This is a genomic window from Mesorhizobium sp. B1-1-6 (genome assembly GCF_006443035.1).
Classification (GTDB): domain Bacteria; phylum Pseudomonadota; class Alphaproteobacteria; order Rhizobiales; family Rhizobiaceae; genus Mesorhizobium.
On the sequence record NZ_VFWR01000007.1, the window covers coordinates 83,908 to 107,335 of the forward strand.

Sequence of the window (23,428 nt, forward strand, 5' to 3'; positions counted from 1 at the left end):
AAATTTTTATTATCCGGCTAAAATATTCGAGCTATTATCGGCCAACGTCATGATCATGATTCGCACCCCTCCTCTTTCTCCCGACCGCCGCGCTGCCCGTGTCGCCGGCCTTGCCCGTATCGGTGCGCCGCAATGAGCGGCTCCGTGGTTCTCCTGCATCTGGCCGGCGCCGTGGCGCTGATGCTGTTTGCCACGCGCATGGTGAAGACCGGCGTCGAGCGCGCCTATGGCGACGTGCTGCGCCACAAGCTGCGCGCCACCATGCGCAATCCTGTCATGGCGGTGCTGGCCGGCACCGGCCTCGCTATAGCGCTGCAGAGCTCCACCGCCGTCACGCTGCTGGTCGGCTCCTTCGCGGGCTCCGGCATCGTCTCGGGCGCGGCCGGGCAACTGGCCGTGCGCGGCGCCGAGATCGGTTCGGCTCTGGTGGTCAAGCTGCTCACCTTCGATCTCACGCTGCTGGTGCCGCTTTGCCTGATCACCGGCACGGTCATGTTCATGGCCACCGAGCGGCGCGACTGGCGCCAGACCGGTCGCATCCTGGTCGGCATCGGCCTTTTGATCCTGTCGCTGGAAATGATCGGTCAGGCATCCGAGCCGCTGCGCAACAGCCAGTTGATGCCGGTCATCATCAATTACTTCTCCGGCGATTCCATCACCGCCTATCTGCTGGCGGCGCTGATCACCTGGCTGTTCCAATCGAGCATCGCCGCGGTCCTGTTGATGGCGACGCTGGCGGGCCGCGGCCTGATCACGCCCGAACTCGGCGTCGTCCTCATCCTGGGCGTCAATCTCGGTTCGTCGATCATCGCGCCCATGCTGACCCGCTCCTCCGGCCCCGAAGTGCGCGTCGTGCCGATCGGCAACCTCTTGATGCGCGGGCTTGGCTCGCTGGTCATGCTGATCCTGGTCATGATCTTCAGGCCGCATTTCGCGTTCCTTGGCGCGACGGCAGCGGACCAGATCGTCAATGCCCACATCCTGTTCAATGTGCTGATCCTGCTCGCCGGCCTGCCGCTGGCGGGTCTCGTCTACCGAGCCTCGGAGAAGATCGTGGCGCTCGGCACCAAGACGCCAGCCGCCACGCTCGACGTCGTCGAACTCTCGGCGCTCAACGAAAGCGCGCTCGACGTGCCGAGCCAGGCGCTGGCCAATGCCACCCGCGAGGTGGTGCGGGTCTGCGAGACGGTCGAGATCATGCTCAAGCGCATCATCGAGCTCTACGAGAGCGCCGATGCCGACAAGATCAAGGCGCTGGCCGCCCTTGACGACCGCGTCGACCGCAAGCACGCGGCGATCAAGCTCTACCTCGCCAAGGTCACCAAGAACCCGCTGACCGAGGACGAGGCGTTGCGCTGCCAGGAACTGATCGGCGCCTGCGTCAAGCTGGAGCAGGTCGGCGACATCATCGTGCGCAACATGCTGGTACATGTGAAGAAGAAGTTCGACCGTGGACTGGAATTCACCGACGAGGGTTGGAGCGAGCTGTGCGCCTTCCACGCTTCGGTGCTCGCCAATGCGCGGCTTGCCTTCAACGTGCTGGTGTCGCGCGATGCCGAGACGGCTCGCCAATTGGTGCTGGAGAAGGAACGGCTGCGCGACGCCGAAAAAGAGACCAGCGCCAGTCATTTCCTGCGGCTGCGCGAAGGCACTGCCAAAAGCGTCGAGACCAGTTCGATCCACCTCGACACCATCCGCGATCTCAAACAGATCAACTCGCTGCTGGCATCGATGGCCTATCCCGTGCTGGAAGAACGCGGCCTCCTCGGCGGATCCAGGTTGAAGGCGAGCTGATCAACGACATCTCTCCCTTCTTTGAGACACCTCATCCCCACCTCGCTTTGCGACGCCACCTCCCAACAAACAAGGGCAGAAGGAAGAGCGCCGCACTCTGCCGAAAAAATTGTATTGCGGCAGAATTGCATGGCGTCGGTCCTTCGGCGGCAAAATTGCCATTGCCGCGTTTCCATCGCTCGGGCTAGGCATATCAGCCAAAGCTTTCGGAGGAGATCGATGGACACCCATTCGCGCAGTTTCGCCAAGGCGCTTTCGTGGCGCGTGACCGGCACCATCGATACGATGATCATCTCGCTGGTGGTGACCGGAAGCGTCAAGCTGGCGGCCGCCATCGGCGTGACAGAAGTCTTCACCAAGTCGCTGCTCTACTATTTTCATGAGCGGGCATGGCTGAAGGTTCCTTATGGACGCAAGACCCCGTTCTGAACCCGGGGTCAAGATTTTGAACCCGGAGATCAAGAAAAGCTAAAGCGGCGACAAAAATTTCTGGATTGCCGGCAGCGCGCATCCGTGGTTTGAGGCCTGCATTCGAGGATTTAATTCCCGCCATGTCGCTTCCGCTCATCGCCCTGTTCATCGCTGCCTTCGCTTTCGGCACCACCGAATTCGTCATCGCCGGCGTGCTGCCGCAGGTGGCGCAAGGGCTTGGCGTTTCGGTTCCGACATCGGGCTATCTCGTCTCCGGCTATGCCTGCGGCATTGCCATCGGCGGTCCGCTTCTGGCACTTGCCACCAAGTCCTTGCCGCGCAAAACCTTGCTGCTCGGCCTCGCGGTCGCCTTCACCATCGGTCAGGCGGCCTGCGCGCTGGCGCCCGACTTCACCTCGATGCTGCTTCTGCGCATTGCCGTCGCAGTCGCGCATGGCGCTTATTTCGGCGTCGCCATGGTGGTGGCGGTCGGGCTGGTGCGCGAGGACCAGCGCGGCATGGCGGTGGCCGTCATCCTGTCGGGCCTCACCGTCTCCAACGTGATCGGCGTGCCGGCGGGCACTGCCATCGGCAACATCTGGGGCTGGCGCGCGACCTTCTGGGTTATGTGCGCATTGGGCGTGGCGGCCACGCTTGCCATGGCAGCCCTTTTGCCGCGCACCACAGGTTATCAGGCCAAACCCGCCGGCCTCGCCCGCGAGGTCCGCGTGCTTGCCCGCCAGCAGGTCTGGACCTCGCTGATCCTGATGCTGATGCTGATGATCGGCCAGTTCGGCCTGTTCACCTACATCACCCCGACATTGATCGAGATCACCGGCCTCGACGAGAACCTGGTGCCCTGGGTGCTCTTGCTCAACGGCGTCGGCGCCACGCTTGGCGTCTTCCTCGGCGGCAGGCTAGCCGACTGGAAGCTGATGCCCTCGCTGATCACCATGCTGGCCCTGCAGGCGGTGACGCTTGCGGTGATCTATGCCGTCAGCCCCTATCCCGTGCCGATGGTCGTGGCGATCGTCATCTGGGGCGGCCTCAACTTTGCCATCGGTACGCCGATCCAGACCCGCATCCTGTCCTGGACTGCGGATGCCTCGAACCTGGCCTCCTCGCTGATCCCATCCGGCTTCAATGTCGGTATAGCGCTCGCGGCATCGCTCGGTGCCGCCATGCTCAATGGCGGTTACGGTTATCGCAGCCTGCCGCTGCTTGGCGCTGTGGCGATGCTCGTCGCAGTCGCGGTGGCGCTCGCCTCGCACATCTGGGAGTGGCGCAGCAACGCCACGCCACCGCTGACGGCAGCGGCTGAGTAGATTATCCGCGTCAGGACATCCACCACCGATCATGCCTGATCCGGGCGTGCACCGGCGCAAGCACGACGCGATGAACAGTCATGTCTCGCCCGGCAGCTGCGCAGCTCCAACGCATTACAGATCGATGCGGAACCGCAGGCTCTCCGCTCCGCCATAGGCGGCATCTTCGAGGAAACGTTCGACCAGTCTGCCGCCGTTGGCCAGGATCACTTTGTGCGAGGCCGGATTGCCAGGTTTTGCGGTGATGTCGACATGAGCCAGGCCGACCGCCCTCGCCTCATCCAGCATAAGCCGCAGCGCTTCCGTCGCGTAGCCGCGTCGCTGTTTCCACGGCACCACGGCGTAGCCGATATGGCCAAGCACGTGCGGCGGCAGCGCCGACGTGCCCTTCTGCCAGCGCAGGCCGATCGAGCCTGACGTCTCGCCGTCCCACATCCAGCGCCTGAAGCCCGGCAGGCGCGGGACCTGTCTGCCGTCAGGCAAGGTGATCGGCGGCCCCTTGGCCTCGGGATCATCGAGGCTGGCCAGGAACGCCGCCGGATCCTCCTCGATTGCGGCAAGCTGCTCGCGAGCTGCCTCCATGAGCCGTACATTGTCGGGCGACCAGCCGCGCTCGAGCGCAGCCTTGTAGGACGCCAGATGCTTGAGCCCGGGCTTGACGATTTCGATCATGATCCATGCTCCCTCGCAGGCCAAGCAGGCATAGCGATGGCCACTGGAACGCTCAAGCGGGCTGGAAGCGGATCGCGCCCTTGTTGAGGAAACACGCTTTGCTGAACAGCGACAGATCCAGCGGGTTCGGTAGCCGAACGTCGCTGATATCGGGAAACGGCTTCGTTGACGGATCGTAGGAGCGGTCGATCTGCGAGATGAAGACCAGGATCACGCCCCTGTCACGCGCAAAAGCCTTCAATGTCCGGACCTGGTCCATCAGCTCCGGATTTTCCCGCTTCTGGTCGAGCAGTTGCAGATAGTCGATGACCGCGAGCGTCCCGCGCGCCACCGATCCCAACACCTCGACGATGTAGTCGGCGCTGATGGCTTCGGAAGTGTCGGACGCGAACAATCGGTCGAACTGGGCGGGGTCCGCCCCGATGGCGCGAAACCGGTCCAGCACATCGCGATGCGTGTATTCCAACGAGAAGAACACGCTGCGATGGCCACGCTCCATGGCTTCGACCGCGAGCTCGAGGCTCATCAGCGTCTTGCCGTGGCCTGGTCGCGCACCGACCAGAACCAGGTCGCCGGGCATCAGCCGCGAGAACAGCCTGCCGGCGGCCGTCGTCTCGGCTGCCTTGGCCGCAAGCAGACTCCAACTCGCAGAACCTTCGCGGGCTGCAACACGGTCAAGCGCCTGATGGAGCGGAATCTTCTCCTTGCGGGACAACAGCCTGGCTTGACGCTTCAGATGGTAAATGGGCGCAATCATCGCAAACCTCCTGGTGCGAGCAGTCTTCGCAACCCCTCCTTATGCTTGGTGCTCGAACAGTCGGTTCGATGATCGGATTGCCCCGCATGAATGATGCTTTCCCGACGGAGGGAGGAGGCGTGGGCGCGCCGGAATCAGACAATACCCCAATGCTGACCGGTCGAAAACGCGCATACGTGCCGGGAATGCTGAACAAGATGTGTTTCGCCGGCCGGCATAAGCCGATTTATGATCGTGCCGGGGGTGATTCACCGCCAAAACACAAACGCTTCGACAGGAGAACGGGTCTGGTGCGGTTGAGATCTATCCCGCTGGGTGTCGTCGCCAGCCTCTTCCTCGTTGTCGTCGCTTTGACGGCACGGTCCTTTGCCGCGCCCTCGGCCATTCCGGCCTGGCTGCAGGCCCATGTCGGCGAAGGTGATGGCCAGATCTCAGCTGTGGTCCTGGAGCGGGCCCGAGCGCTTTACCTGAAGAAAGTCGGCGCAGGAGCCGTTAACAATCCCTGCTACTTCGCCATGGATGCGACGCGCCCTAGCGATCTGGGCAACAACAAACTGGGTCACCGTTATTACATCATCTGCGAGGCCAGCCAGGCGTTTCGCGCCGTTTCGGCGGGCCACGGCAGCGGCCGGAATCTGAAGGGCGTCGCAGATTTCGCCAATGGCAAGCGCTGCGCGAAGAACTTCGGCAATGCGCTGGATTCGTCACTAACCGCCGGCGGCGCCTATATGACCGGCGAGGCGATAACCTCGTTCAAGGGCTATCATCGCACCGCAGCGAAGCAAGACGTGGCTTTCATGCGTACCTTCGTGCAGTTCGATGGCGAGGGCGAGGCCGCGAACGCCAGGCAGCGCGTGATCGGCGGGCATCCGGCGGAAGTGCTGAAGGGAATGTGTCTTCGCAAAGATCCGGCCAGTTCGCATGCCGACCATGACGGCTACGTGCCGTTCGGCAAGCTGGTGGATTATGCCGGCGGCCGCAGCAATGGCTGCACCAGTTGGTCGGCGGCGGATGCGCAGCAGATCATCCCGATGGTGAAGGACAATCCGACGACGCTCTACATCTACCCTGAATCGCGCGACATCGCCGCCGTTGCGCAAATCGTGGCGGCGGGCCGTTCGCTGTCGGACGCTGGCCCCTATTGGAACGCATCCTGCCTGAAGGAAATCGGCACGCCGAAATTCTGGCCGCGAAAGACGCTCGAGCCGATCATTGCCCAATACAGGAAGGACCACCCGGCACCGCCGCCGCAGCCGGTGCCGATCTGCAAGGAGCCGTGAGGTCCGTCCCGGCTCCGGGGATGCGGGGTCTACGGGATCGCATCCCTCAGCGCAGAAAATCGAACACCGCCTGCATGAAACCGGATGGATATTCGACATTCGACAGGTGAACCGCCGGCAGGACGACCAGTTTCGCGCCGGGCACCGCCGCGGCGATCAGTTCGCTGTGGCTGGCCGCCGTCACCGTGTCGTGCTCGCCGGCGATCACCAGCGTCGGCCGCGAGATCAGCGCCACGGTGCGGCGAAGGTCGGCGTCGCGCACCGCCGCAAAGAGGCCCGCCAGGCCTTGCCGGTCGATGGCGAGCAGCATGGCGCGAAATTCCTCGATGACGGGCTCGTTGGCCGCCACCATTTTTGCCGGGAACCAATTGTTGAGGAACGTTTCGGCGGTTTCGGCCATGTCGGGCGCCTGCCGGACGGCGGCAATGCGCTCGTCGAAATAGCTTGCCGGTCCGAGATGCGACGAGGTGTTGCTCAGGATCAGCCGGTCGATCCGCTCCGGCGCGTGGATGCCGAGCCATTGCCCGACGAAGCCGCCCAGCGACAGGCCGAGGAAATGCACGCGGCCAAGGCCGAGCGCGTCGAGCAGTTCGATCACGTCGCCGCCGAGCCGATCGAGCGAATAGGCGCCGGCCGGCACGCTCGATCCGCCATGGCCGCGAAAATCATAGCGCAGAAGATGGAAATGCCTGGACAACTCGCCGACCTGTCCATCCCACATATGCAGCGTGGTGCCGATGGAGTTCGACAGCATCAGAACCGGCTTTCGCGCATCGCCGTCGAAACGGTAGGCGATGCGCGTGCCGTCGCCAACAGTCACAAAATTCAGCTCACTCATGATGAAAGATCCTTCTGGAAGGGTTGAATGACAGAGCGTAGTCAGATCGTTGGTTTGTTGATATTACAAAGTCAGGACAATCTCTGTAATCAAAGCTGACATGGCTGAATTCACCTTGCACGACCTGCAGTGCTTCGACGCCGTGATCCGCACCGGCGGCTTTCAGCCGGCGGCGGCCCTGTTGCATCGTTCACACCCGGCTGTATTCGCCGCTGTCGCCAAGCTGGAACGGCAGCTCGACCTCGTTCTCCTGGACCGCAGCGGCTATCGCGTGCGCCCGACCGAGGCCGGGCTGTCGTTCCACCGCCGGGCGCAATCGCTGCTGCGCGAACTGGAAGGCCTGCGCGTGCATGCCGCCCAGCTCTCGATGGGCGAAGAAAGCGAAATCCATGTGGTGATCGGCGACCTATGCCCACGACCGCAGGTGCTGGGCCTGCTCGGGCGGTTCTTCGCGCAATGTCCCGGCACGCGTCTGCACCTGCACTTCGAGGCCGTCGGCGGCCCTTGGGAACGCCTTTTCGACGACGAGGCCGATCTGGTCCTGCACTGGATCGACAAGGGCGATGCGCGGGTGGAATGGATCGATTTGTGCAAGGTGCCGTTCATTCCCGTGGTGGCACCGGGCTTTCTGCCGGAGCGCATCGAGCCGCCGATCACACCCGACCAGATGCAGGCGCTCACCCAATGCGTGATGCGCGACACTGCCCGCCATTCACCGCAACAAGACTACTTCATGGTCGAAGGCGCGCCGCAATGCCTGGTCGCCGACCAGGGCATGAAGAAGGAGATCATCCTGCAGGGCCTCGGCTGGGGCCACCTGCCACGCTTCCTGATCGAGGAGGAGCTGCGTGATGGACGCCTGCGGTCCATCGCCGGCCCTCATATGCCGGGCCGCACCGACGAACTGGTGGTTGCGCGTCGCCGCGACCGTCCCCACGGGCCGGTCGCCAACCGTTTGTGGGATCATATCCAGCAGGAGGCGCCAGCATTGCGCCACGCGTTGGAGCCCCAGAAGGTTGTTTTATAGGCAGGCGAGCGCTGGCGCTCGCGCTCGACGCGCCGACTATTGCAAAAGCCCCTTGATGATGCCGCTTGCCTTGCCGAAATCCATCTGGCCGGCATATTTCTGCTTCAGTGCCGCGATCACCTTGCCCATGTCCTTCTGGCTGGCGGCACCGGTCGCCGCGATCGCCTCGCGCGCCGCGGCGGTGATGGCGGCATCGTCGAGCTGCGTCGGCAGGAAATCGCGGATGATCTCCATCTCGCTGCGCTCCTGCGCGGCCAGTTCCGGACGCTTGCCGTCTTCGAAGGCCTTGGCCGATTCTTCGCGCTGCTTCACCATCTTGGCCAGGATCTGCAGGATCGCCTCGTCGCTGGCCGGTTCCTTGCCGGCACCGCGATTGGCGATATCGCGATCGTGGATGGCGGCTTGGATCAGCCGCAATGTCGGCAGCCGGTGCTTGTCCTGCGCCTTCATCGCGCTCTTCAGGGATTCGGCGATTTTTGCGCGCATCGTGCTCTCTCCTTCGGTCGGCGCGGACAATAGCGCCCGGTGCGGACCAACGCAAACCCTGATATGTCGAGGCAAGCCTATGATATTGCTCAATGAAATAAATCGTAGCGGCATTTCCCATCATCATTGACCGACCTGCCCCCTTCCCCTATGTACTGGGCCTTGCATGAACTGAAGCTTGAGTGCGTGGAGGCAGCGAATTCGCCGCTCCGCGCCGTTTGCCGCGCAAATAGCCCGCCGGGCCTGTTTGAAGCGCGCGGCCTGATAGGAGTGCCGCCATGGCCGACACCGCGTCCACCCCCGCTTGGGCCACCGAGAAACCGACGGCATTGCTGGTGCTGGCCGACGGCACCATCATTGAGGGTCGCGGTCTCGGCGCAACGGGTTCGGCGGTCGCCGAGGTCTGCTTCAACACCGCGCTTACCGGCTATCAGGAGATCCTGACCGATCCGTCCTATGCCGGCCAGATCGTCACCTTCACCTTCCCGCATGTCGGTAATATCGGCACCAACGGCGAAGACATCGAGGACCTCAATCCGGCTGCTCGCGCCGGTGCCGTCGGCGCCGTGTTCAAGGCCGATGTCACCAATCCCTCCAACTACCGCGCTGCCGGCCATCTCGATCAATGGCTGAAGAAGCGCGGCATCGTCGCCCTCTCGGGCATCGACACCCGCGCGTTGACCGCGTTGATCCGCGAAAAGGGCATGCCCAACGCCGTTATCGCGCATGCGCCCGACGGCGTCTTCGATCTTGACGACCTGAAACGCCGCGCCGCCGCGTGGTCCGGCCTGATCGGCCTCGACCTCGCCAAGGAGGTCACGTCAGGCCAGTCCTCGGTGTGGCGCGAGACGCCTTGGGTGTGGGACGAGGGCTTTGGCGAACAGGACGAGCCCTCCATGCATGTCGTCGCCATCGACTATGGCGTCAAGCGCAACATCCTGCGCCTGCTTGCGGGGCTTGGTGCCAAGGTGACCGTGGTTCCGGCCAAGACCGGCGCCGAGGAAATCCTCGCCATGCAGCCGGACGGCATCTTCCTGTCCAACGGCCCCGGCGACCCTGAAGCCACCGGCGCCTACGCCGTGCCGGTCATCCAGGACCTGCTCAGGACCGAGATTCCGGTGTTCGGTATCTGCCTCGGCCACCAGATGCTGGCGCTGGCGCTGGGCGGCAAGACCGCCAAGATGCATCAGGGCCATCACGGCGCCAACCATCCGGTCAAGGACCACACTACAGGCAAGGTCGAGATCGTCTCGATGAACCACGGCTTTGCCGTCGACGCCGACTCGCTGCCGTCAGGCGTCGAGGAAACCCATGTCTCGCTGTTCGACGGCTCGAATTGCGGCATCGCGCTGACAGGCCGGCCGGTATTCTCGGTCCAGCACCACCCCGAGGCCTCGCCCGGCCCGCAGGATTCGCATTATCTGTTCCGCCGCTTCGTCAACCTGATCCGCGAAAAGCGCGGCGAGGAACTGCTGGCCGAACGGGCTTAGTTCCGACAGATCCTCATATTCGTGCCCCATCTTCCGCGACGCCTTTGGTGACGGTTCCGAGTGCCGCAGGCCTCGCCACTTTCGTAACGAAGACAACGAGCGCCAGCACTAGGAAAACCGCGCCAACCAGGTAAGGCGCACCGCCGAAGGTCACTGGCGCGCTTGGCCCGGTGAACCAGGAAAAGATCGCGGTATAGAGCAGCGGCGTGACGATCGATGTGATCGAGAAGATCGACGTCATCGCGCCTTGTAGTTCACCCTGCGCCGAAGGCGGCACCTTGGCGGCGGCGAGGCTCCTGAGCGGCGGGTCGGCCAGCGCTTCCAGGCAGCCGACGACGATCACCGCATAAATCATCCAACCCTGCGTCGCGAAGGCGTAGCCGAAAGCACTGAGCGCCGTGAACGCCAGACCGATCACCGCCGTCCTCCACTCGCCAAGCCTGGGAATGATGCGTGGCAGCACCGTTGCCATGACGATGGCTCCGCACAGGCCGAAAGCGCCGAGCGAAAAACCGATCTGCTGCTCGTTCCAGCCATAGCGATAGTTGGAGACGAACGACCAGACCGCCGGATACATCATGTGGCCGAGCGTCATCAGGAAGAAGACGAGCCCGATCCAGCCAATGCCTTGATATTGGCGCATCTGCAGAAGCGTGCCGACTGGGTTGGCGCGCTTCCACTCGAAGCGGCGGCGGTGCTTTTCATCGAGCGTTTCGGGCAGCAGGAACAGCGCGATCAGGAAGTTCACCAAGGCAAGTCCGGCGGCGAAATAGAACGGCACGCGCGGCCCGAAGGTGCCGAGCAGTCCGCCAAGGACGGGCCCGATGACGAAGCCGACGCCGAAGGCGATGCCGAGCAGGCCGAAATTCTTGGCCCGGTTCTCATCGTTCGAGATGTCGGCGATGAAGGCTGATGTGGTCGAATAGCTGGCGCCCGAAATGCCGGCCAGCACGCGCCCGATGAACAGCATCGGGTAGGACCAGGCTATGGCGCAGATCAGATTGTCGATGGAAAACGTCAGCACGGAGGCGAGAAGGATCGGCCGCCGGCCGAACCGGTCGCTCAACCCGCCCATGACGGGCGCGAAGAAGAACTGCATGGCCGCATAGACGAAGAACAGCCATCCGCCCTCGATCGCCGCCTCCGAGACGCCGACGCCGGTCAATTCTTGCAGGTAGGCCGGCAGCACCGGCATGATGATGCCGAATCCGATGATGTCGAGGAGCAGCGTCGTGAAGACGAGCGCAAGCCCCCGCTTGGCGGTTTTGGGATCGATCATGGTTTCGTCTGCTCCTTCCCGGCGCCTGGCGCGCAGGCGGAGGCACTTATAGGCGAGCAGGCCGTCAGGAACAATGAGGGAACAAGCAGGACGTTCGCATCCTGACACCCCCTGACGACATCCTTGCCGTCAGGTCACCCGTGAAAGAACCGGATGCTCAGATCGGGTTGTTGAACGTATCGCAGTCGGAAAGCTTGCCGCTCTTGTAGCCGCGCGCCAGCCAGGTCTGCCGCTGCGCCGACGTGCCGTGGTTGAAGCTTTCCGGCACTACGTAGCCCTGCATCTTCTTCTGCAGCGTATCGTCGCCGATCTGCCTGGCGGCATTGAGCGCGCTTTCCATATCGCCTTGCTCCAATATGCCCTTCTGCGCCGTGTAATGCGCCCAGACGCCGGCGAAGCAGTCGGCCTGAAGCTCGACGCGCACCGACATTTGATTGGCTTCGGCCTCGCCCATGCTTTGCCGCATCTGGTTGAATTTGGACATGATGCCGGTCAGATTCTGCACGTGATGGCCGACCTCATGCGCGATCACATAGGCCCGCGCGAACTCGCCCGAGGCGCCGAACTGCTGGTCCAGCTGCTGGAAGAATGTCATGTCGAGATAGACCTTGTGGTCGCCGGGACAATAGAACGGTCCGGCCGCCGACGAGGCGAAGCCGCAGGCCGAGCGGATCTGCCCGCTGAACAGCACCAGCTTGGGGTCCTCATAGGTCAGTCCATTGGCCTTGAAAATGCCGGTCCATGTGTCCTCGGTCTCGGCCAGCACGGTTGCCACGAACTGCTTCATCTCGTCGGAAGCCGGCGCGCCGGCGCCGCCGTCCTGGCTGCCGCTGTTGTCGGTTATCTCGCCGCCGCCAGGCAGCAGGCCTCCACCGCCGCCGCTCAGCACCTGGATCGGATCGATGCCGAAGGCTTTCAGGCCGAAATAGAGCACGACGAGGATGATGATGGTTGAGAGCGACATGCCGCGGCCGCTGCTGCCGCCGATCGGAATGCGGAACTGGCCGGGTCCGCCGCCACCAAATCCGCCGCCGCCGCTGCTGCGCTGGTCCTCGACATTGTCACTCTGACGACGGCCTCTCCAGAGCATGGCAACTCCCCGCGCTGCGAATTTATTGATCGATCCGGCGTGAGGCCGGCTCCACCTCATGAACAATTATCTCAATGGTTGCGCCAAGTCACAGCATTTTTCGCAGCCGTGGCCGTGCTGGCATGATGGCTCCGCTGCTCTGGCCGCGACTGTGGAATGTCTATGGCATCGCCGAAACGGGGCCCTGCGGGCTTGGCAAAGTCCCTAGCCCGCCGTCATCGCCCTGCGGAACGCTTCCAGCGTCTCGGCGCTGACATGGTGCTCTATGCCCTCGGCATCGATGCGCGCCGTCTCGGCGCTGACGCCGAGCGAACGCAAAAAAGCCTCCACCGTCTGGTGGCGAATGCGGCTCTCTTCCGCGACCTTGCGACCTGCTTCGGTCAAGAACACGCCGCGATAAGGCTTTCTGGAGACCAGCCCGTCGGCACACAGCCTGGTCAGCATCTTGGCCACTGTCGGTTGGGCGACCCCCAGCCTGGCCGCGATGTCGACCTGGCGAGCCTCGTTGCCGTCCTCGATCAGGTCGGCGATCAACTCGACATAGTCCTCGACCAGCGCGCTGCGGCGCGCTTCGCGCGTCTGCCGGAACCCTTCCGAATGGACATCGGCATCGGGCAGCGGCTCACGCGGGACCGGTCTGTTCTTCAGCGCCAATATGCGCTCCTCCTTGGCTGCCCGAAGATTGAATCGGCCCGCATTCATAGCACGGGCCCCACAATCCTGGCGTTTATTTGCATTCGGGCCCAGGCGCAACCGCATCGCCGCCGCGTCGGAGCACGATCGATCACATCACAAAAGCATGATCAATGAAATATAGCATATTGCATAATGTTGAGCCGCGACATAGATAGGAGATATCATCCATTGCATCAAGCGGAATTCGCCATGTCCGAGACCGACGCCACCGCCATAGCCAGACCCGCGTGGCGGTTCGACAGGCCAGGCGACGAGCAGCCGAGTCTGCGCGAGGTCAATTCCTCGATCGCCGTGCCGAATTCGGGCGTCTGGTTCCGTCGCCTGTTTGCCTTCATGGGGCCGGGCTACATGGTCTCGGTCGGCTATATGGACCCGGGCAACTGGGCGACCGACCTCGCCGGCGGCGCCCAGTTCGGCTACACGCTGCTGTTCATCATCATGCTGTCCAACCTGATGGCGATCCTGCTGCAGGCGCTGGCCGCGCGTCTCGGCATCGCCACCGGCCGCGACCTCGCCCAGGCCTGCCGCGCCTACTACCCGCGTCCGGTCAACTTCGTGCTGTGGATCGCCTGCGAGCTCGCCATCATCGCCTGCGACCTCGCCGAAGTGATCGGCACCGCGATCGCGCTGCAGCTCCTGTTCGGCATTCCGCTGATCGGCGGCGCCATGCTCACCGCACTCGACGCCTTCCTGGTGCTTTTGTTGATGAACAAGGGCTTCCGCTATCTCGAAGCCTTCGTCGTCGCGCTTCTGATCATCATCTTCAGCTGCTTTGCCATCCAGATCTTCGTCGCCGCGCCGCCGGCCGGCACGATCCTGCATTCGATGTTCGTGCCGTCATCCGAAATCGTCACCAATCCGGCGATGCTCTACATCGCCATCGGCATCATCGGCGCAACCGTCATGCCGCACAATCTCTATCTGCACTCCTCGATCGTGCAGACCCGCGCCTATGAACGCACCGACAAGGGCAAGCGCGACGCCATCAAATGGGCAACGACGGACTCGACCATCGCCCTGATGCTGGCCCTGTTCGTCAACGCCTCGATCCTGATCGTGTCGGCGGTCGCCTTCCACAACACCGGCCACCAGGACGTCGCCGAGATTGGCCAGGCTTTCGAACTGCTGTCGCCGCTGCTCGGCCTGAGCATCGCCTCGATCCTGTTTGCCGTGGCGCTGCTCGCCTCCGGCCTGAACTCGACGGTGACCGCCACGCTTGCCGGCCAGATCGTCATGGAAGGCTTCCTGCGCCTGCGCATTCCGCAATGGGCGCGGCGCCTGCTGACGCGCGGCCTCGCCATCATCCCCGTGGTGGTCGTCACCGCGCTCTACGGCGAAAAGGGCACCGGCCAGTTGCTGGTGTTCAGCCAGGTGATCCTGTCGATGCAACTGCCCTTCGCGGTAATCCCGCTGGTCCAGTTCGTCTCTGACAGGAAGAAGATGGGCAGCCTTGCCATCCCGCGCGGCGTTGCGGCGCTCGCCTGGGTGGTCGCCGCCATCATCCTGGTGCTCAACTTCAAGCTGCTCTACGACACGCTGTTCGGGATCGGCTGAGATCGGCCGCGACAAAGACGCGGCCCGCGCTATTTCTCGGTCGATCATGACCACGATAGCCCAATCCCGAAGCTTCTATGCCAAGCTGATGGCTGCCCAGGCGCGTTCCGCCGATCCGCGTCTTGAAGAGGTGTTCGCGGCCGTGCCGCGCGAGGCGTTTCTCGGTCCTGGCCCATGGACGATCGTCGCCGGCCAAGGCGCGGTCGAGACCCCGAGCGCCGACCCGCGCTTCATCTATCAGAACGTGCTGGTGGTGCTCGATGCCGACAAGGGCATCAACAATGGCGAGCCGTTCCTGCACGCCATGTGGATCGGGAAACTCGCGCCCAGGCCCGGCGAGGCTGTCACTCACATCGGCGCCGGCACCGGCTACTACACGGCTTTGCTGGCCAGGTTGGTTTCACCTGGCGGCACCGTTGCCGCCTTCGAACTGGACGCCGATCTTGCCTCGCGGGCAAAGGCAAACCTTGCGGGCTACGAGAACGTCACTGTCATTCCTGGCGATGCCGTCACATCGGATTTGCCGCCGTCGGACGTCATCTATGTCAATGCCGGCGTCGCGGCACCTCCACCCGGCTGGCTCAAGGCGCTGAAGCCGGACGGCCGCATGATCTTCCCGTGGCGCCCGGCCGAGCGCGTTCCCCTGGCCGTTCTGGTGACCCGCACCGAAAACGGTTTTGCCTGCGACCCTTTCATGCGCTCCTGGTTCATCCCTTGCTCCGGCGCGTCGGTTGCAAGTCTCGCGGCAAAAATCCCGACGCGCGACCAGGCCGCGCGCAGCCGCTCGATCTGGCTGACAGCGGACAAGTTGCCGGACCGCACCGCCACCGCGATCTTTGAGCATGTCTGGTTTTCGTCACGCAGCCTCGACGCGCGGCCTCGGGGCTGACGAACCGAAATTCGGCAGGGCCTGTCGGACGGCCAGCCAGTCATCCGTCCTTGGACTGAAGTCCGGCCCTGACGGCATGGATCGAAACAGGAGGAGCATCCCATGAGAAAGATCATAGCGGCGACATTCGTCAGCCTCGACGGCGTGATGCAAGCGCCGGGCGGCCCGGAGGAGGATCCCGTCGGCGGCTTCAAGTTCGGCGGCTGGACGTTCCACTATTTTGACGAAATGGCGGGCGCGGCGATGGATGAACTATTCTCCGAGCCCTTCGCCCTCTTGCTCGGCCGCAGAACCTACGACATCTTCGCCGCGTACTGGCCGTATCAGAAAGATCCGATCGCGGATGCCTTCAACCCTGCGACCAAATATGTGGCGACGCATCGTCCGGATTCGCTCACCTGGCAGAACACGCAATCGCTTGGGCCTGATATCGTCCCGGCGTTGCGCCGCCTCAAACAGGAAGATGGACCTGACCTGCTCATCCAGGGATCGGCCAATCTGATCCAGACCTTGCTCGCCAACGGGCTGATCGACGAGATTCGGCTGATGATCTTCCCGCTGTTGCTGGGCAAGGGCAAGCGGCTGTTCGGCGATGACGCGATGCCGGCCGCCTTCAAGCTGACCCGCTCGCAGACTTCCAGCACCGGCGTCATCATGGCGACCTACGAGCGCGCCGGCGAAATCAAGACCGGTTCCTTTGTCACGGGGGAGCCATCCGACGCCGAGCTCGAGCGGCGCAGGACCTGGAAGTAGTGTGTCGGCCTTGGCACCTTCCTCTCCCTCCGGAGGGGAGAGAGGAACCCAAGGTCTACTTGGTCTCAAGCCGCCATCAGCCGCCGCGCCAGACCGTCGCGTACATACCGCGCAAACTCCTGGGCCGCGGGGCCGACACCATGCCTTGGCAAATGCAAACTGATGGCAAAATTCGGCAGCGGCGGCAGCGCGCCGTCAGACGATAGGATCTCCAAGTCGGCCGGCACCGTGGAGGCCAGCCAGGTGGTGACGGCCAGGTCGGAGCGCACCGTCGCGGTCGTCGCGTCGATATTGCCGTTCTCGAACACGGTGCGCCATTCCAGCCCATGCTCGTGGAGCGCCGAAAGCACCACCGGCCGGAAGGCGCAGCTGTCGGCGACCATCGAGACCGGCAGGGGGCGCTTGGCGCGCGCGACACCGCCCTTGGCGCCGACCCACACCAGCCGATCGATGGCGAGGCACTCGCCATCCGATGCCCCCACCCGCTCCTCGATGACCGCCAGGTCGATAGTGCCGGCCGCGAGCGCCGCGGCCAATTCCGGTGAGGAGGCGCAGACCAGCGATATCTCGACCTGCGGATGGGTTTGCGCATAGGCTTTCAGCACCGGCGCCAGCGTCGTGCCGACAAGGTCGTAAGGCACGCCGAACCGCACCTGGCCGGCCACGACATTGGCAGCCATTTCGGCCCAGATCTCGTCATTAAGGCTGAGCAGCCGCTTTGCCTTGCCGAACAGCCGCTCGCCGGAAGAGGTCAGCCGCAAGCCGCGCCGGTCGCGCTCGAACAGGCTGCGGCCGAGCGCCTCCTCCAGCCGCCGGACTTGCTGGCTGACGGCGCCTTGCGTCAGGTGCAGCGCATTGGCCGCCGCCGTCATGCTGGCCTTGTCGGCGACGGTGACGAAGGTGCGCATGAGCGTCGTATCGAGGTTGCGGATCATGTCCTGCATTATAGATGCTAATGCCAGTCATCGCAAATATTGCATTTACTGATATTCGGCTGCATCTACCATGGGGCCTCCGACTGAGGACGCCGCATGCTCCAACCCGTCATCCCGCTGATCCTGTTCGCCCTGGTGGCGACCAGCACGCCCGGCATCGCCACCACCTTGTCGACGGCGTCGGGCGCGCAGTTCGGCTTTCGCCGCTCCATCCCGCTGGTGGTCGGCAGCGCGGCCGGCTTGGCCACCGTCACCGGGGCGGCGGCCGCCGGGCTGGCCGGCCTGCTTCTCGCCATGCCGTCCTTGCAGCTTGCCATGAAGATCGCCGGCTCGCTCTACCTCGTCTGGCTGGCGCTCAAGATCGGCCGTGCGGGGGCCCCCAAGCTCGATGTGACGATGATCAAACCGAACAGTTTTCTCGGCGGTGCCGGCATTCAGTGGCTGAACCCCAAGGGCTGGGCGATGGGGCTTGGAGCCGCGGCATCCTTCGCCGCACTCGCCGACGGGCCGGCGCGGCTGGCCCTGCTGCTCGGCTCCACCTTCGGCCTCACCGCCGCCTTCTCGCTGTCGCTATGGTGTGTGGCCGGCATGCTGCTCGCCCGGCTGCTGAAGACCGAGCAGCAATGGCGCACGCTCAACATCCTGCTCGGCCTGGTGCTGGCGGCATCGATCATTCCGATGTGGCGGCAGGCGTAAGATGGGCCTGCAGAACCTGGGTTCCTCTCCCCCGCAAGGCGAGGCGAGGAACCCAAATATTGTCAAGCCGCGTAGCGCGCGGCTGGCTTGTCGGCGTGCAGGCTGCCGTAGAAGGTCTGCCGGGCGCCGAGGAAGGCGTCCAGCTTGGCCGTATCGGCAAGCGCGGGCACGGTGACGGCTTCGCCCCTGGCCAGGCCGACAAGGGCAGCATCGACCATATCGTCGGCAGTCATGATGATTTCCTTCGGAAGCTGGTCGATATTACTTCCCGCGGCTTCCCAGAAATCGGTCCGGGTCGCCCCCGGCAGCACCACCTGCGCCTGGACATGGGTGCCGGCAACCTCGCGCTGCAGGGCTTCGGTGAAGTTGACGACATAGGCCTTGGTGCCGCTGTAGATGCCGCCGAACGAGGTGTCAAAGGCCAGCACCGAGGCGATGTTGACGATAGCGCCGCGGTTGCGCGCGAGAAATCCCGGCAGCACAGCACGCGTCAACCGCGTCAGGGCGATCACATTGACCTTGATCATGCGTTCAGCCGCATCGGCGTCCGCCGTCGCAACCACCTGCGCACCACCAAGCCCGGCATTGTTGACCAACAGCGTGACGCTGTCATCCGTCGACACCGTCCGCTCCACCCGCCGCACATCATCGTCGTTGGCCAGATCGGCACTGATCACGCTGACCTTGCGGCTGTAGGCATAGCGCAGCCTTTCAGCCAATTCCTCGAGCCGGTCGGCGCGGCGCGCCACCAGCACCAGGTCATAGCCCTGCCCCGCCAGCCGGTCGGCATAGACAGCGCCGATGCCGGAGGAGGCGCCGGTGATGACGGCCGTGCCCTTGTTCTCGCTCATTGTCCTGTTCCTTTTCGCTTTTCGCTCTGGTTCGGCTTCGACGGATGCGCCGGCTGCCGAGCTTCTCGATCGTCAATTGGTGGCATATGCCACCTTTGGTGAAGTAGGTATATGCCACTATCTTGTCAACGGCGGTCGCGAAAACTATTTCTGGCGGCAGGCTGGCACAGGCTTTGCCGGCGAGGAGTTGACATGACCGACCTTCAGCAGCCGGGATTCAGCCGATGCAACAATGCCACCTTGCGGCGCACCGCGCGCAGGCTCGGCCGCTTCTACGACGACGCGCTTGCGCCTTCTGGGTTGAAAGGCACGCAATTTGGCCTGCTCTTTCAGATCAGTGCCAGCAGCGAACCGGCGATGGGGACCGTTGCCGAGGCGCTGATCATGGATCTCTCGGCGCTCGGCCATACGCTGAAGCCGCTGGTCCGCGACGGCTATGTCGAAACCTTCCCCGACAAGGACGATCGCCGCGTCAAGCGCGTCCGGCTGACGCCGCACGGCCAGGCCAAGCTCGAAGAGGCGATCAGGCTGTGGAGTGTCGCCCAGCAGCGCTTCGAGGAGATGATCGGCGCGGAGCAAGCCGCGAAGCTGCGTGCGACGCTGGATGATGTGGCCTCTCTGGACCTCGAAACGCCGGCGGCCGCTCCCTCCAGTTGAAGCGGCCGCGTAAGAACCAGTGACGAAAAGCTCGGCGCCCTCTACTCCGCCGGCATGGCGACCGGCCGCGCCAGCATCCGGCCGGCCAGCACGATGCCGAGCCCGATGACCGGGAAGACGGCCGCGATGAGGCCGAGATCGGCCGGCCCGCCATAGCGCAGCACGGCGCCGCCAACCACCGCGCCGAGCGCCACGCCGAGATAGAGCGCGGAGGCGTTGAGCGACAGCACGATCGGGGCAGCGTCCGGGGCGAGCTTGATGATGCGGCTCGCCTGCGCCGGCGGGAAGGCCCAACCGACGATGCCCCATGGCACCATCATGCCCATCAGCGCCGGCCCGGCGAGATGATGTGGCAGGAAGGCCGGGATCAGCGAGAAGGTGACAAGCATGGCAGCGCTCAGCGCCAGCGACCAGCCGACGGTGCGCGTCGCGCCAAACCGGTCCGCGGCCTGGCCGCCGGCGATGTTGCCGATGACGGCGCCGACACCGAAGGCGAGCAGCATGCCGGGCAGCGCTATCGGGGAGAGCCCGCTGGCTTCGATGGCCAGCGGCGCGATAAAGCTGAAGACGGTGAAGGCGCCGATGAGGGCAAGCGTGGTCGTGACCAGGATCGGCATCACGCCGGGACGCATTGCCGCCGCCAGCCGGCGCTTCAGCGGCAGCTTGGTGCCGATGATGCCGCGCGGCAGCCGGTACCAGAGGATGGCGCCGGCGAGCGCGCCGAGGCCTGCGATGGCATAGAACGTTCCGCGCCAGCCGGCGATCGCCGCGACCAGCGCACCGAGCGGGGCGCCCACCGCCACCGCCACCGTGGTACCGCCGACGACGACGGCAATGGCGCGGGCCCGGTGATGGTCATCGACCAGCGCCACCGCCGTGCCTTGCGCGGTCGCCGCGAACAGGCCCGACGACAGCGCCATGATGATGCGCGCGGCGAGCAGCACTTCGAAGGAGGAGCTCAAGGCCGCGGCAACGTTGCCGATGACGAAGAACACCAGCGTCCACAGGATGACGCGGCGCCGGTCCCATTCGCCGGTCAGCGTCGCCAGGATCGGCGTGCCGACCGCATAAGCGAGCGCGAAGGCGGTGATCAGCGTGCCGGCGAGCGGAACGGAGATGCCGGCATCCCAGGCGATGTCGGGCAGAAGGCTGGAGATGACGAAGCCTTCGGTCGAGATCGCAAACGATCCGAGCGCAAGCCAGAAGATCCGCTTGTCCATGGCGATGTGTCCTTAGTTCAAAAGTTATTGAACAATTGGACATAACTCGGCAGGATGTCAATGAAGCCAGGGAAAAATAGCACAACCATCCTGACAGCCCTGTGTCAGCACGGTCGTGAAAGGGAGAGCGGTGTGCACGGCAGACGTGGAGCGGGTGCGTTGAAATCGGCCGGAACTGTGCTTAGGTTGCAGCCATGAGCCTGCCACATCCCAATACGGACCAGATCAGCCTGCCGATCGTGCTCGCCGTGCTCGGCGACCCGACGCGGCTGGCGATCGTGCGTTATCTCGCCAGCAAGGAAGGCGTGCCGCTGAACTGCAGCAAATTCCTCGATCTCGCCTCGAAGACCAATCTGAGCTACCACCTGGCAAAGCTGCGCGAGGCCGGCGTGACTCGCGCAGAAGTGGCCGGCACCAACCGCATGATCACGCTGCGCCGCGCCGATCTCGATGCCCGCTTCCCCGGCCTGCTCGACAGCATTATTGCCGCCGCAGGCGACGATCCGGCGCTGCCGGCGGTCGGCGGCCATGATATCGAAGTGACGGCCTGACTCGCGGGATCTGGGTTCTCGCCCCCACGGAAGTGGGGAGAGGAAACGCTGCCTCACAACCGGAGCTCCCCATGCGCATCGCTGTCCTCGCCGATATCCATGGCAATGTGCTGGCGCTTGACGCCGTGCTCGCCGACCTCGAGCGGCGCGGCGGCGCGGATATCACGGTCAATCTCGGCGACAGCGTTTCGGGTCCGCTCTGGCCGCGCGAGACGTTTGCGCGGCTGGAAGCGCTGGACCTGCGGACCGTGCGCGGCAATCATGACCGCCGCGTCGCCGCCGATCCGGCCGATGAGACCATGTGGGCCTCCGACATCTACGCGCGGGAACGGCTGACCGGGGCGCAGCGCGAGGTGCTGTTCGCCCAGCCTCTGACGCTGGAGATCGCGCCCGGCGTGATCGCTTTCCATGCCAGGCCCGATCATGACGAGAAATACCTGCTCGATGCGATCACCGATGGCCGGCTGGTGCGTGCGCCGCTGGCGGCGATCCGGCGGCGGTTGAAGGCGCTCGATCCGGCCTGCCGCCTGGCCCTGTGCGGCCATAGCCACCGGGCCGAACTGATCCGCTTGCCCGGCGGTCCGGTGATCTTCAACCCGGGCAGCGTCGGCTGTCCCGCCTATGAAGACTCGACGCCGCCGGCGCATTCCTCCGAGCAGGGCGCGCCGCATGCGCGCTATGGCATCGTCACTTCAGGCGAGCCCGGCCGGCCCGACCGTTTCGAGGCCATCGCCGTCGATTACGATCACGAGGCGGCCGCTAGCCAGGCCGAACAGGCGGGACGGCCCGAATGGGCCCATGCGCTGCGAACCGGCTTCATGCCCGGCTGAATGCTCTTCGCATTCATGCCGCCCGGCTGAATGCTCTTCGCATTCATGCCGCCCGGCTGAATGCTTTTTGCGTTCATGCCGCCAGGCTGAATGCTTTTTGCATTCATGCCGCCAGGCTGAATGCTCTTTGCATTCCCGGCTGAATGCTCTTCGCATTCATGCCGCCAGGCTGCTCTCTCCCCGCTCCTCCGATCATCGCCTTCACGCAGATCCGTCCCTGTCGGAAGAAAATCTCGCTTCTGGACATGGCGCAGCGTCGTCGCCTATAAAATCGGCTTCGCGTGTGGCGGCGTTTTCGTATCTGGCGGTGCCTTTGGTAATGCAATCTATCGGCCACGGCGAAGCGATGAAGCGCCGGTCTACGCTCCGAACGACGCTCTTCGCGCTGATCGCCGCTCCTGTGCTTCTGACGGTGGCCCATGCCGAGGATGGGCCGTTCATCTCCATCATCACCGGCCTCGCCCCCGACGATCTCCTCAACGTCCGCGCCCAGCCATCGCCGATCGGCAAGACCGAGGCGCGGCTGGCCAATGGCGCCAGCGTGAACAATCTCGGCTGCATCGACGTAGACGGCCGGCAATGGTGCAAGGTCGAGGCCGAGAACCCGAAAATCAGCGGCTGGACCCCTGCCCGCTACCTGAACCCCGTCAATCCGGCTTCGCCGCCCGATCCGGATCAGGCGGATGCGTCCGCTGCCGCGACCAACAATGCAGGCCAGGCGCTCGACGCCGCGACGGCCAGCCCCGCGGCCGCTCAGCCGCCCGCCTTGCCGCCCGACCTGACGGCGAGGCTGGGCGGAGCCGATGATGCGGCTGCCCCCGCAACCACGCCGAAATCCGCCGCGGTGATCGCCATGCAGGATGCCTACGGCCTGGCGCTGGTGGCGAATGAACGGCCGCCCACTGGGGAGAATCCGGCTCAGGCGGAGGCCACCGCCGGAGGTGCAGCCATTGAAATTCCCTGTGCGCGCAATGTCGGCCAGCCGATGACCCTTTGCGCGGCAAGTGTCGAGCACAAGGGCAGCGACAAGGCCGACGTCACCGTGACCTGGCCCGACGGCGGCAGCCGCGTCATCTCCTTCTACGGCGGCCTGCCCGCCGGCTCCGACGGCGACAGCGATTTCCGCTTCACCCGCGAAGGCGGCCTAAGCATGATCCGCGTCGGCATCTCGGAACGATTCGAGATTACGGACGCGGTGGCGTTTGGGGATTAGTTTGGAAGGCAGTAGGGCAGTAAGGCAATATGTGAAGTGCCTGGAGTGACTGCCCTACTGCCCTACTGCCCTACTGCCCTCATTTTCGGGGTTACATCCCGCAAAACTCTTCCCTATAAGGCCCTCCTAGCCTG

Annotated in this window: 25 protein-coding genes; 15 read left to right on the forward strand and 10 right to left on the reverse strand. The window is 64.3% G+C overall.

Annotated features, from left to right (window positions below; translation table 11 throughout):
• Window positions 1-132: 132 nt before the first annotated feature.
• From FJ979_RS15520 to FJ979_RS15530, 3 genes are all read left to right on the forward strand, one after another.
• Window positions 133-1,794, forward strand: a complete 1,662-nt coding sequence (locus FJ979_RS15520; RefSeq protein WP_140495914.1) for a Na/Pi cotransporter family protein — start codon at window positions 133-135, stop codon at window positions 1,792-1,794.
• 219 nt (window positions 1,795-2,013) lie between these two features.
• Window positions 2,014-2,223 carry a DUF2061 domain-containing protein gene (locus FJ979_RS15525; RefSeq protein ID WP_140495915.1) on the forward strand — a complete coding sequence of 70 codons (210 nt, stop codon included), beginning with the start codon at window positions 2,014-2,016 and terminating at the stop codon, window positions 2,221-2,223.
• Between the two features lie 122 nt (window positions 2,224-2,345).
• Entirely contained in the window at window positions 2,346-3,530 is a 1,185-nt protein-coding gene (locus FJ979_RS15530; RefSeq protein WP_140582014.1) for an MFS transporter, read from the forward strand.
• Window positions 3,531-3,644: 114 nt separating this feature from the next.
• Here FJ979_RS15530 and FJ979_RS15535 read toward each other — a convergent pair whose 3' ends face one another.
• Complete coding sequence (locus FJ979_RS15535; RefSeq protein WP_140582017.1) at window positions 3,645-4,202, reverse strand: GNAT family N-acetyltransferase; 558 nt, start codon at window positions 4,200-4,202, stop codon at window positions 3,645-3,647.
• A 52-nt stretch (window positions 4,203-4,254) separates the two neighbouring features.
• Window positions 4,255-4,959 (reverse strand): DNA helicase, encoded by a 705-nt coding sequence (locus FJ979_RS15540; protein WP_140582020.1) that lies wholly within the window; start codon window positions 4,957-4,959, stop codon window positions 4,255-4,257.
• Window positions 4,960-5,249: 290 nt separating this feature from the next.
• Here FJ979_RS15540 and FJ979_RS15545 point away from each other — a divergent pair, with 290 nt between their 5' ends.
• A complete protein-coding gene (locus tag FJ979_RS15545; protein WP_140582264.1) occupies window positions 5,250-6,239 on the forward strand; it encodes a hypothetical protein in 990 nt (329 codons plus the stop codon).
• A gap of 46 nt (window positions 6,240-6,285) precedes the next feature.
• On the opposite strand, the gene pcaD is transcribed toward FJ979_RS15545, so the two are convergent.
• Window positions 6,286-7,077, reverse strand: coding sequence for a 3-oxoadipate enol-lactonase (gene pcaD / locus FJ979_RS15550; protein WP_140582023.1), 792 nt, complete (start codon window positions 7,075-7,077; stop codon window positions 6,286-6,288).
• 100 nt (window positions 7,078-7,177) lie between these two features.
• Here pcaD and FJ979_RS15555 point away from each other — a divergent pair, with 100 nt between their 5' ends.
• Window positions 7,178-8,104, forward strand: a complete 927-nt coding sequence (locus FJ979_RS15555; protein WP_140560658.1) for a LysR family transcriptional regulator — start codon at window positions 7,178-7,180, stop codon at window positions 8,102-8,104.
• Between the two features lie 36 nt (window positions 8,105-8,140).
• On the opposite strand, the gene FJ979_RS15560 is transcribed toward FJ979_RS15555, so the two are convergent.
• Window positions 8,141-8,590: a GatB/YqeY domain-containing protein gene (locus tag FJ979_RS15560; protein WP_140524847.1), complete on the reverse strand. Its 450-nt coding sequence runs from the start codon at window positions 8,588-8,590 to the stop codon at window positions 8,141-8,143.
• 278 nt (window positions 8,591-8,868) lie between these two features.
• Between FJ979_RS15560 and carA the strand changes: the two genes are divergently transcribed.
• Window positions 8,869-10,080: a glutamine-hydrolyzing carbamoyl-phosphate synthase small subunit gene (gene carA / locus FJ979_RS15565; protein WP_140582026.1), complete on the forward strand. Its 1,212-nt coding sequence runs from the start codon at window positions 8,869-8,871 to the stop codon at window positions 10,078-10,080.
• Window positions 10,081-10,093: 13 nt separating this feature from the next.
• Here the strand turns inward: carA and FJ979_RS15570 are convergent, their stop codons facing one another.
• The 3 genes from FJ979_RS15570 to mntR form a co-directional block, all read right to left on the reverse strand.
• Window positions 10,094-11,395 (reverse strand): TCR/Tet family MFS transporter, encoded by a 1,302-nt coding sequence (locus FJ979_RS15570; RefSeq protein ID WP_224680421.1) that lies wholly within the window; start codon window positions 11,393-11,395, stop codon window positions 10,094-10,096.
• Window positions 11,396-11,516: 121 nt separating this feature from the next.
• Window positions 11,517-12,449, reverse strand: coding sequence for a neutral zinc metallopeptidase (locus FJ979_RS15575; protein WP_140582029.1), 933 nt, complete (start codon window positions 12,447-12,449; stop codon window positions 11,517-11,519).
• Between the two features lie 204 nt (window positions 12,450-12,653).
• Window positions 12,654-13,103: a manganese-binding transcriptional regulator MntR gene (mntR, locus tag FJ979_RS15580; RefSeq protein WP_181172257.1), complete on the reverse strand. Its 450-nt coding sequence runs from the start codon at window positions 13,101-13,103 to the stop codon at window positions 12,654-12,656.
• 231 nt (window positions 13,104-13,334) lie between these two features.
• On the opposite strand from mntR, the gene FJ979_RS15585 reads away from it, so the two are divergent.
• The 3 genes from FJ979_RS15585 to FJ979_RS15595 all read left to right on the forward strand — a co-directional run bounded on the left by FJ979_RS15585 (window position 13,335) and on the right by FJ979_RS15595 (window position 16,341).
• Window positions 13,335-14,699: an Nramp family divalent metal transporter gene (locus FJ979_RS15585; RefSeq protein ID WP_140582032.1), complete on the forward strand. Its 1,365-nt coding sequence runs from the start codon at window positions 13,335-13,337 to the stop codon at window positions 14,697-14,699.
• A 46-nt stretch (window positions 14,700-14,745) separates the two neighbouring features.
• Complete coding sequence (locus FJ979_RS15590) at window positions 14,746-15,588, forward strand: protein-L-isoaspartate O-methyltransferase (protein WP_181181781.1); 843 nt, start codon at window positions 14,746-14,748, stop codon at window positions 15,586-15,588.
• 102 nt (window positions 15,589-15,690) lie between these two features.
• A complete protein-coding gene (locus FJ979_RS15595) occupies window positions 15,691-16,341 on the forward strand; it encodes a dihydrofolate reductase family protein (protein ID WP_140582035.1) in 651 nt (216 codons plus the stop codon).
• 65 nt (window positions 16,342-16,406) lie between these two features.
• On the opposite strand, the gene FJ979_RS15600 is transcribed toward FJ979_RS15595, so the two are convergent.
• On the reverse strand, window positions 16,407-17,276 hold the full coding sequence (locus FJ979_RS15600) for a LysR substrate-binding domain-containing protein (RefSeq protein ID WP_140582270.1): 870 nt from the start codon (window positions 17,274-17,276) through the stop codon (window positions 16,407-16,409).
• 96 nt (window positions 17,277-17,372) lie between these two features.
• Between FJ979_RS15600 and FJ979_RS15605 the strand changes: the two genes are divergently transcribed.
• Window positions 17,373-17,972, forward strand: coding sequence for a LysE family translocator (locus FJ979_RS15605; protein WP_140582038.1), 600 nt, complete (start codon window positions 17,373-17,375; stop codon window positions 17,970-17,972).
• Window positions 17,973-18,034: 62 nt separating this feature from the next.
• On the opposite strand, the gene FJ979_RS15610 is transcribed toward FJ979_RS15605, so the two are convergent.
• Window positions 18,035-18,823 carry an SDR family oxidoreductase gene (locus FJ979_RS15610; protein ID WP_140582040.1) on the reverse strand — a complete coding sequence of 263 codons (789 nt, stop codon included), beginning with the start codon at window positions 18,821-18,823 and terminating at the stop codon, window positions 18,035-18,037.
• Here FJ979_RS15610 and FJ979_RS15615 point away from each other — a divergent pair.
• Entirely contained in the window at window positions 18,795-19,019 is a 225-nt protein-coding gene (locus FJ979_RS15615; protein WP_140582043.1) for a hypothetical protein, read from the forward strand. The two genes, FJ979_RS15610 and FJ979_RS15615, sit on opposite strands and share 29 nt — an antisense overlap.
• Window positions 19,016-19,480, forward strand: a complete 465-nt coding sequence (locus FJ979_RS15620; RefSeq protein ID WP_140495930.1) for a MarR family winged helix-turn-helix transcriptional regulator — start codon at window positions 19,016-19,018, stop codon at window positions 19,478-19,480. Before FJ979_RS15615 ends, FJ979_RS15620 begins: the two co-directional genes overlap by 4 nt.
• A gap of 41 nt (window positions 19,481-19,521) precedes the next feature.
• On the opposite strand, the gene FJ979_RS15625 is transcribed toward FJ979_RS15620, so the two are convergent.
• Window positions 19,522-20,700 carry an MFS transporter gene (locus FJ979_RS15625; protein WP_140582045.1) on the reverse strand — a complete coding sequence of 393 codons (1,179 nt, stop codon included), beginning with the start codon at window positions 20,698-20,700 and terminating at the stop codon, window positions 19,522-19,524.
• A 194-nt stretch (window positions 20,701-20,894) separates the two neighbouring features.
• Here FJ979_RS15625 and FJ979_RS15630 point away from each other — a divergent pair, with 194 nt between their 5' ends.
• From FJ979_RS15630 to FJ979_RS15640, 3 genes are all read left to right on the forward strand, one after another.
• Window positions 20,895-21,251: a helix-turn-helix transcriptional regulator gene (locus FJ979_RS15630; protein WP_140495932.1), complete on the forward strand. Its 357-nt coding sequence runs from the start codon at window positions 20,895-20,897 to the stop codon at window positions 21,249-21,251.
• Between the two features lie 71 nt (window positions 21,252-21,322).
• The gene (locus FJ979_RS15635) at window positions 21,323-22,081 is read left to right on the forward strand and encodes a metallophosphoesterase family protein (protein ID WP_140582048.1); all 759 of its coding nucleotides are present in this window, start codon (window positions 21,323-21,325) and stop codon (window positions 22,079-22,081) included.
• Window positions 22,082-22,427: 346 nt separating this feature from the next.
• Window positions 22,428-23,294, forward strand: a complete 867-nt coding sequence (locus FJ979_RS15640; RefSeq protein WP_140582051.1) for an SH3 domain-containing protein — start codon at window positions 22,428-22,430, stop codon at window positions 23,292-23,294.
• The last annotated feature ends 134 nt before the right edge of the window (window positions 23,295-23,428 follow it).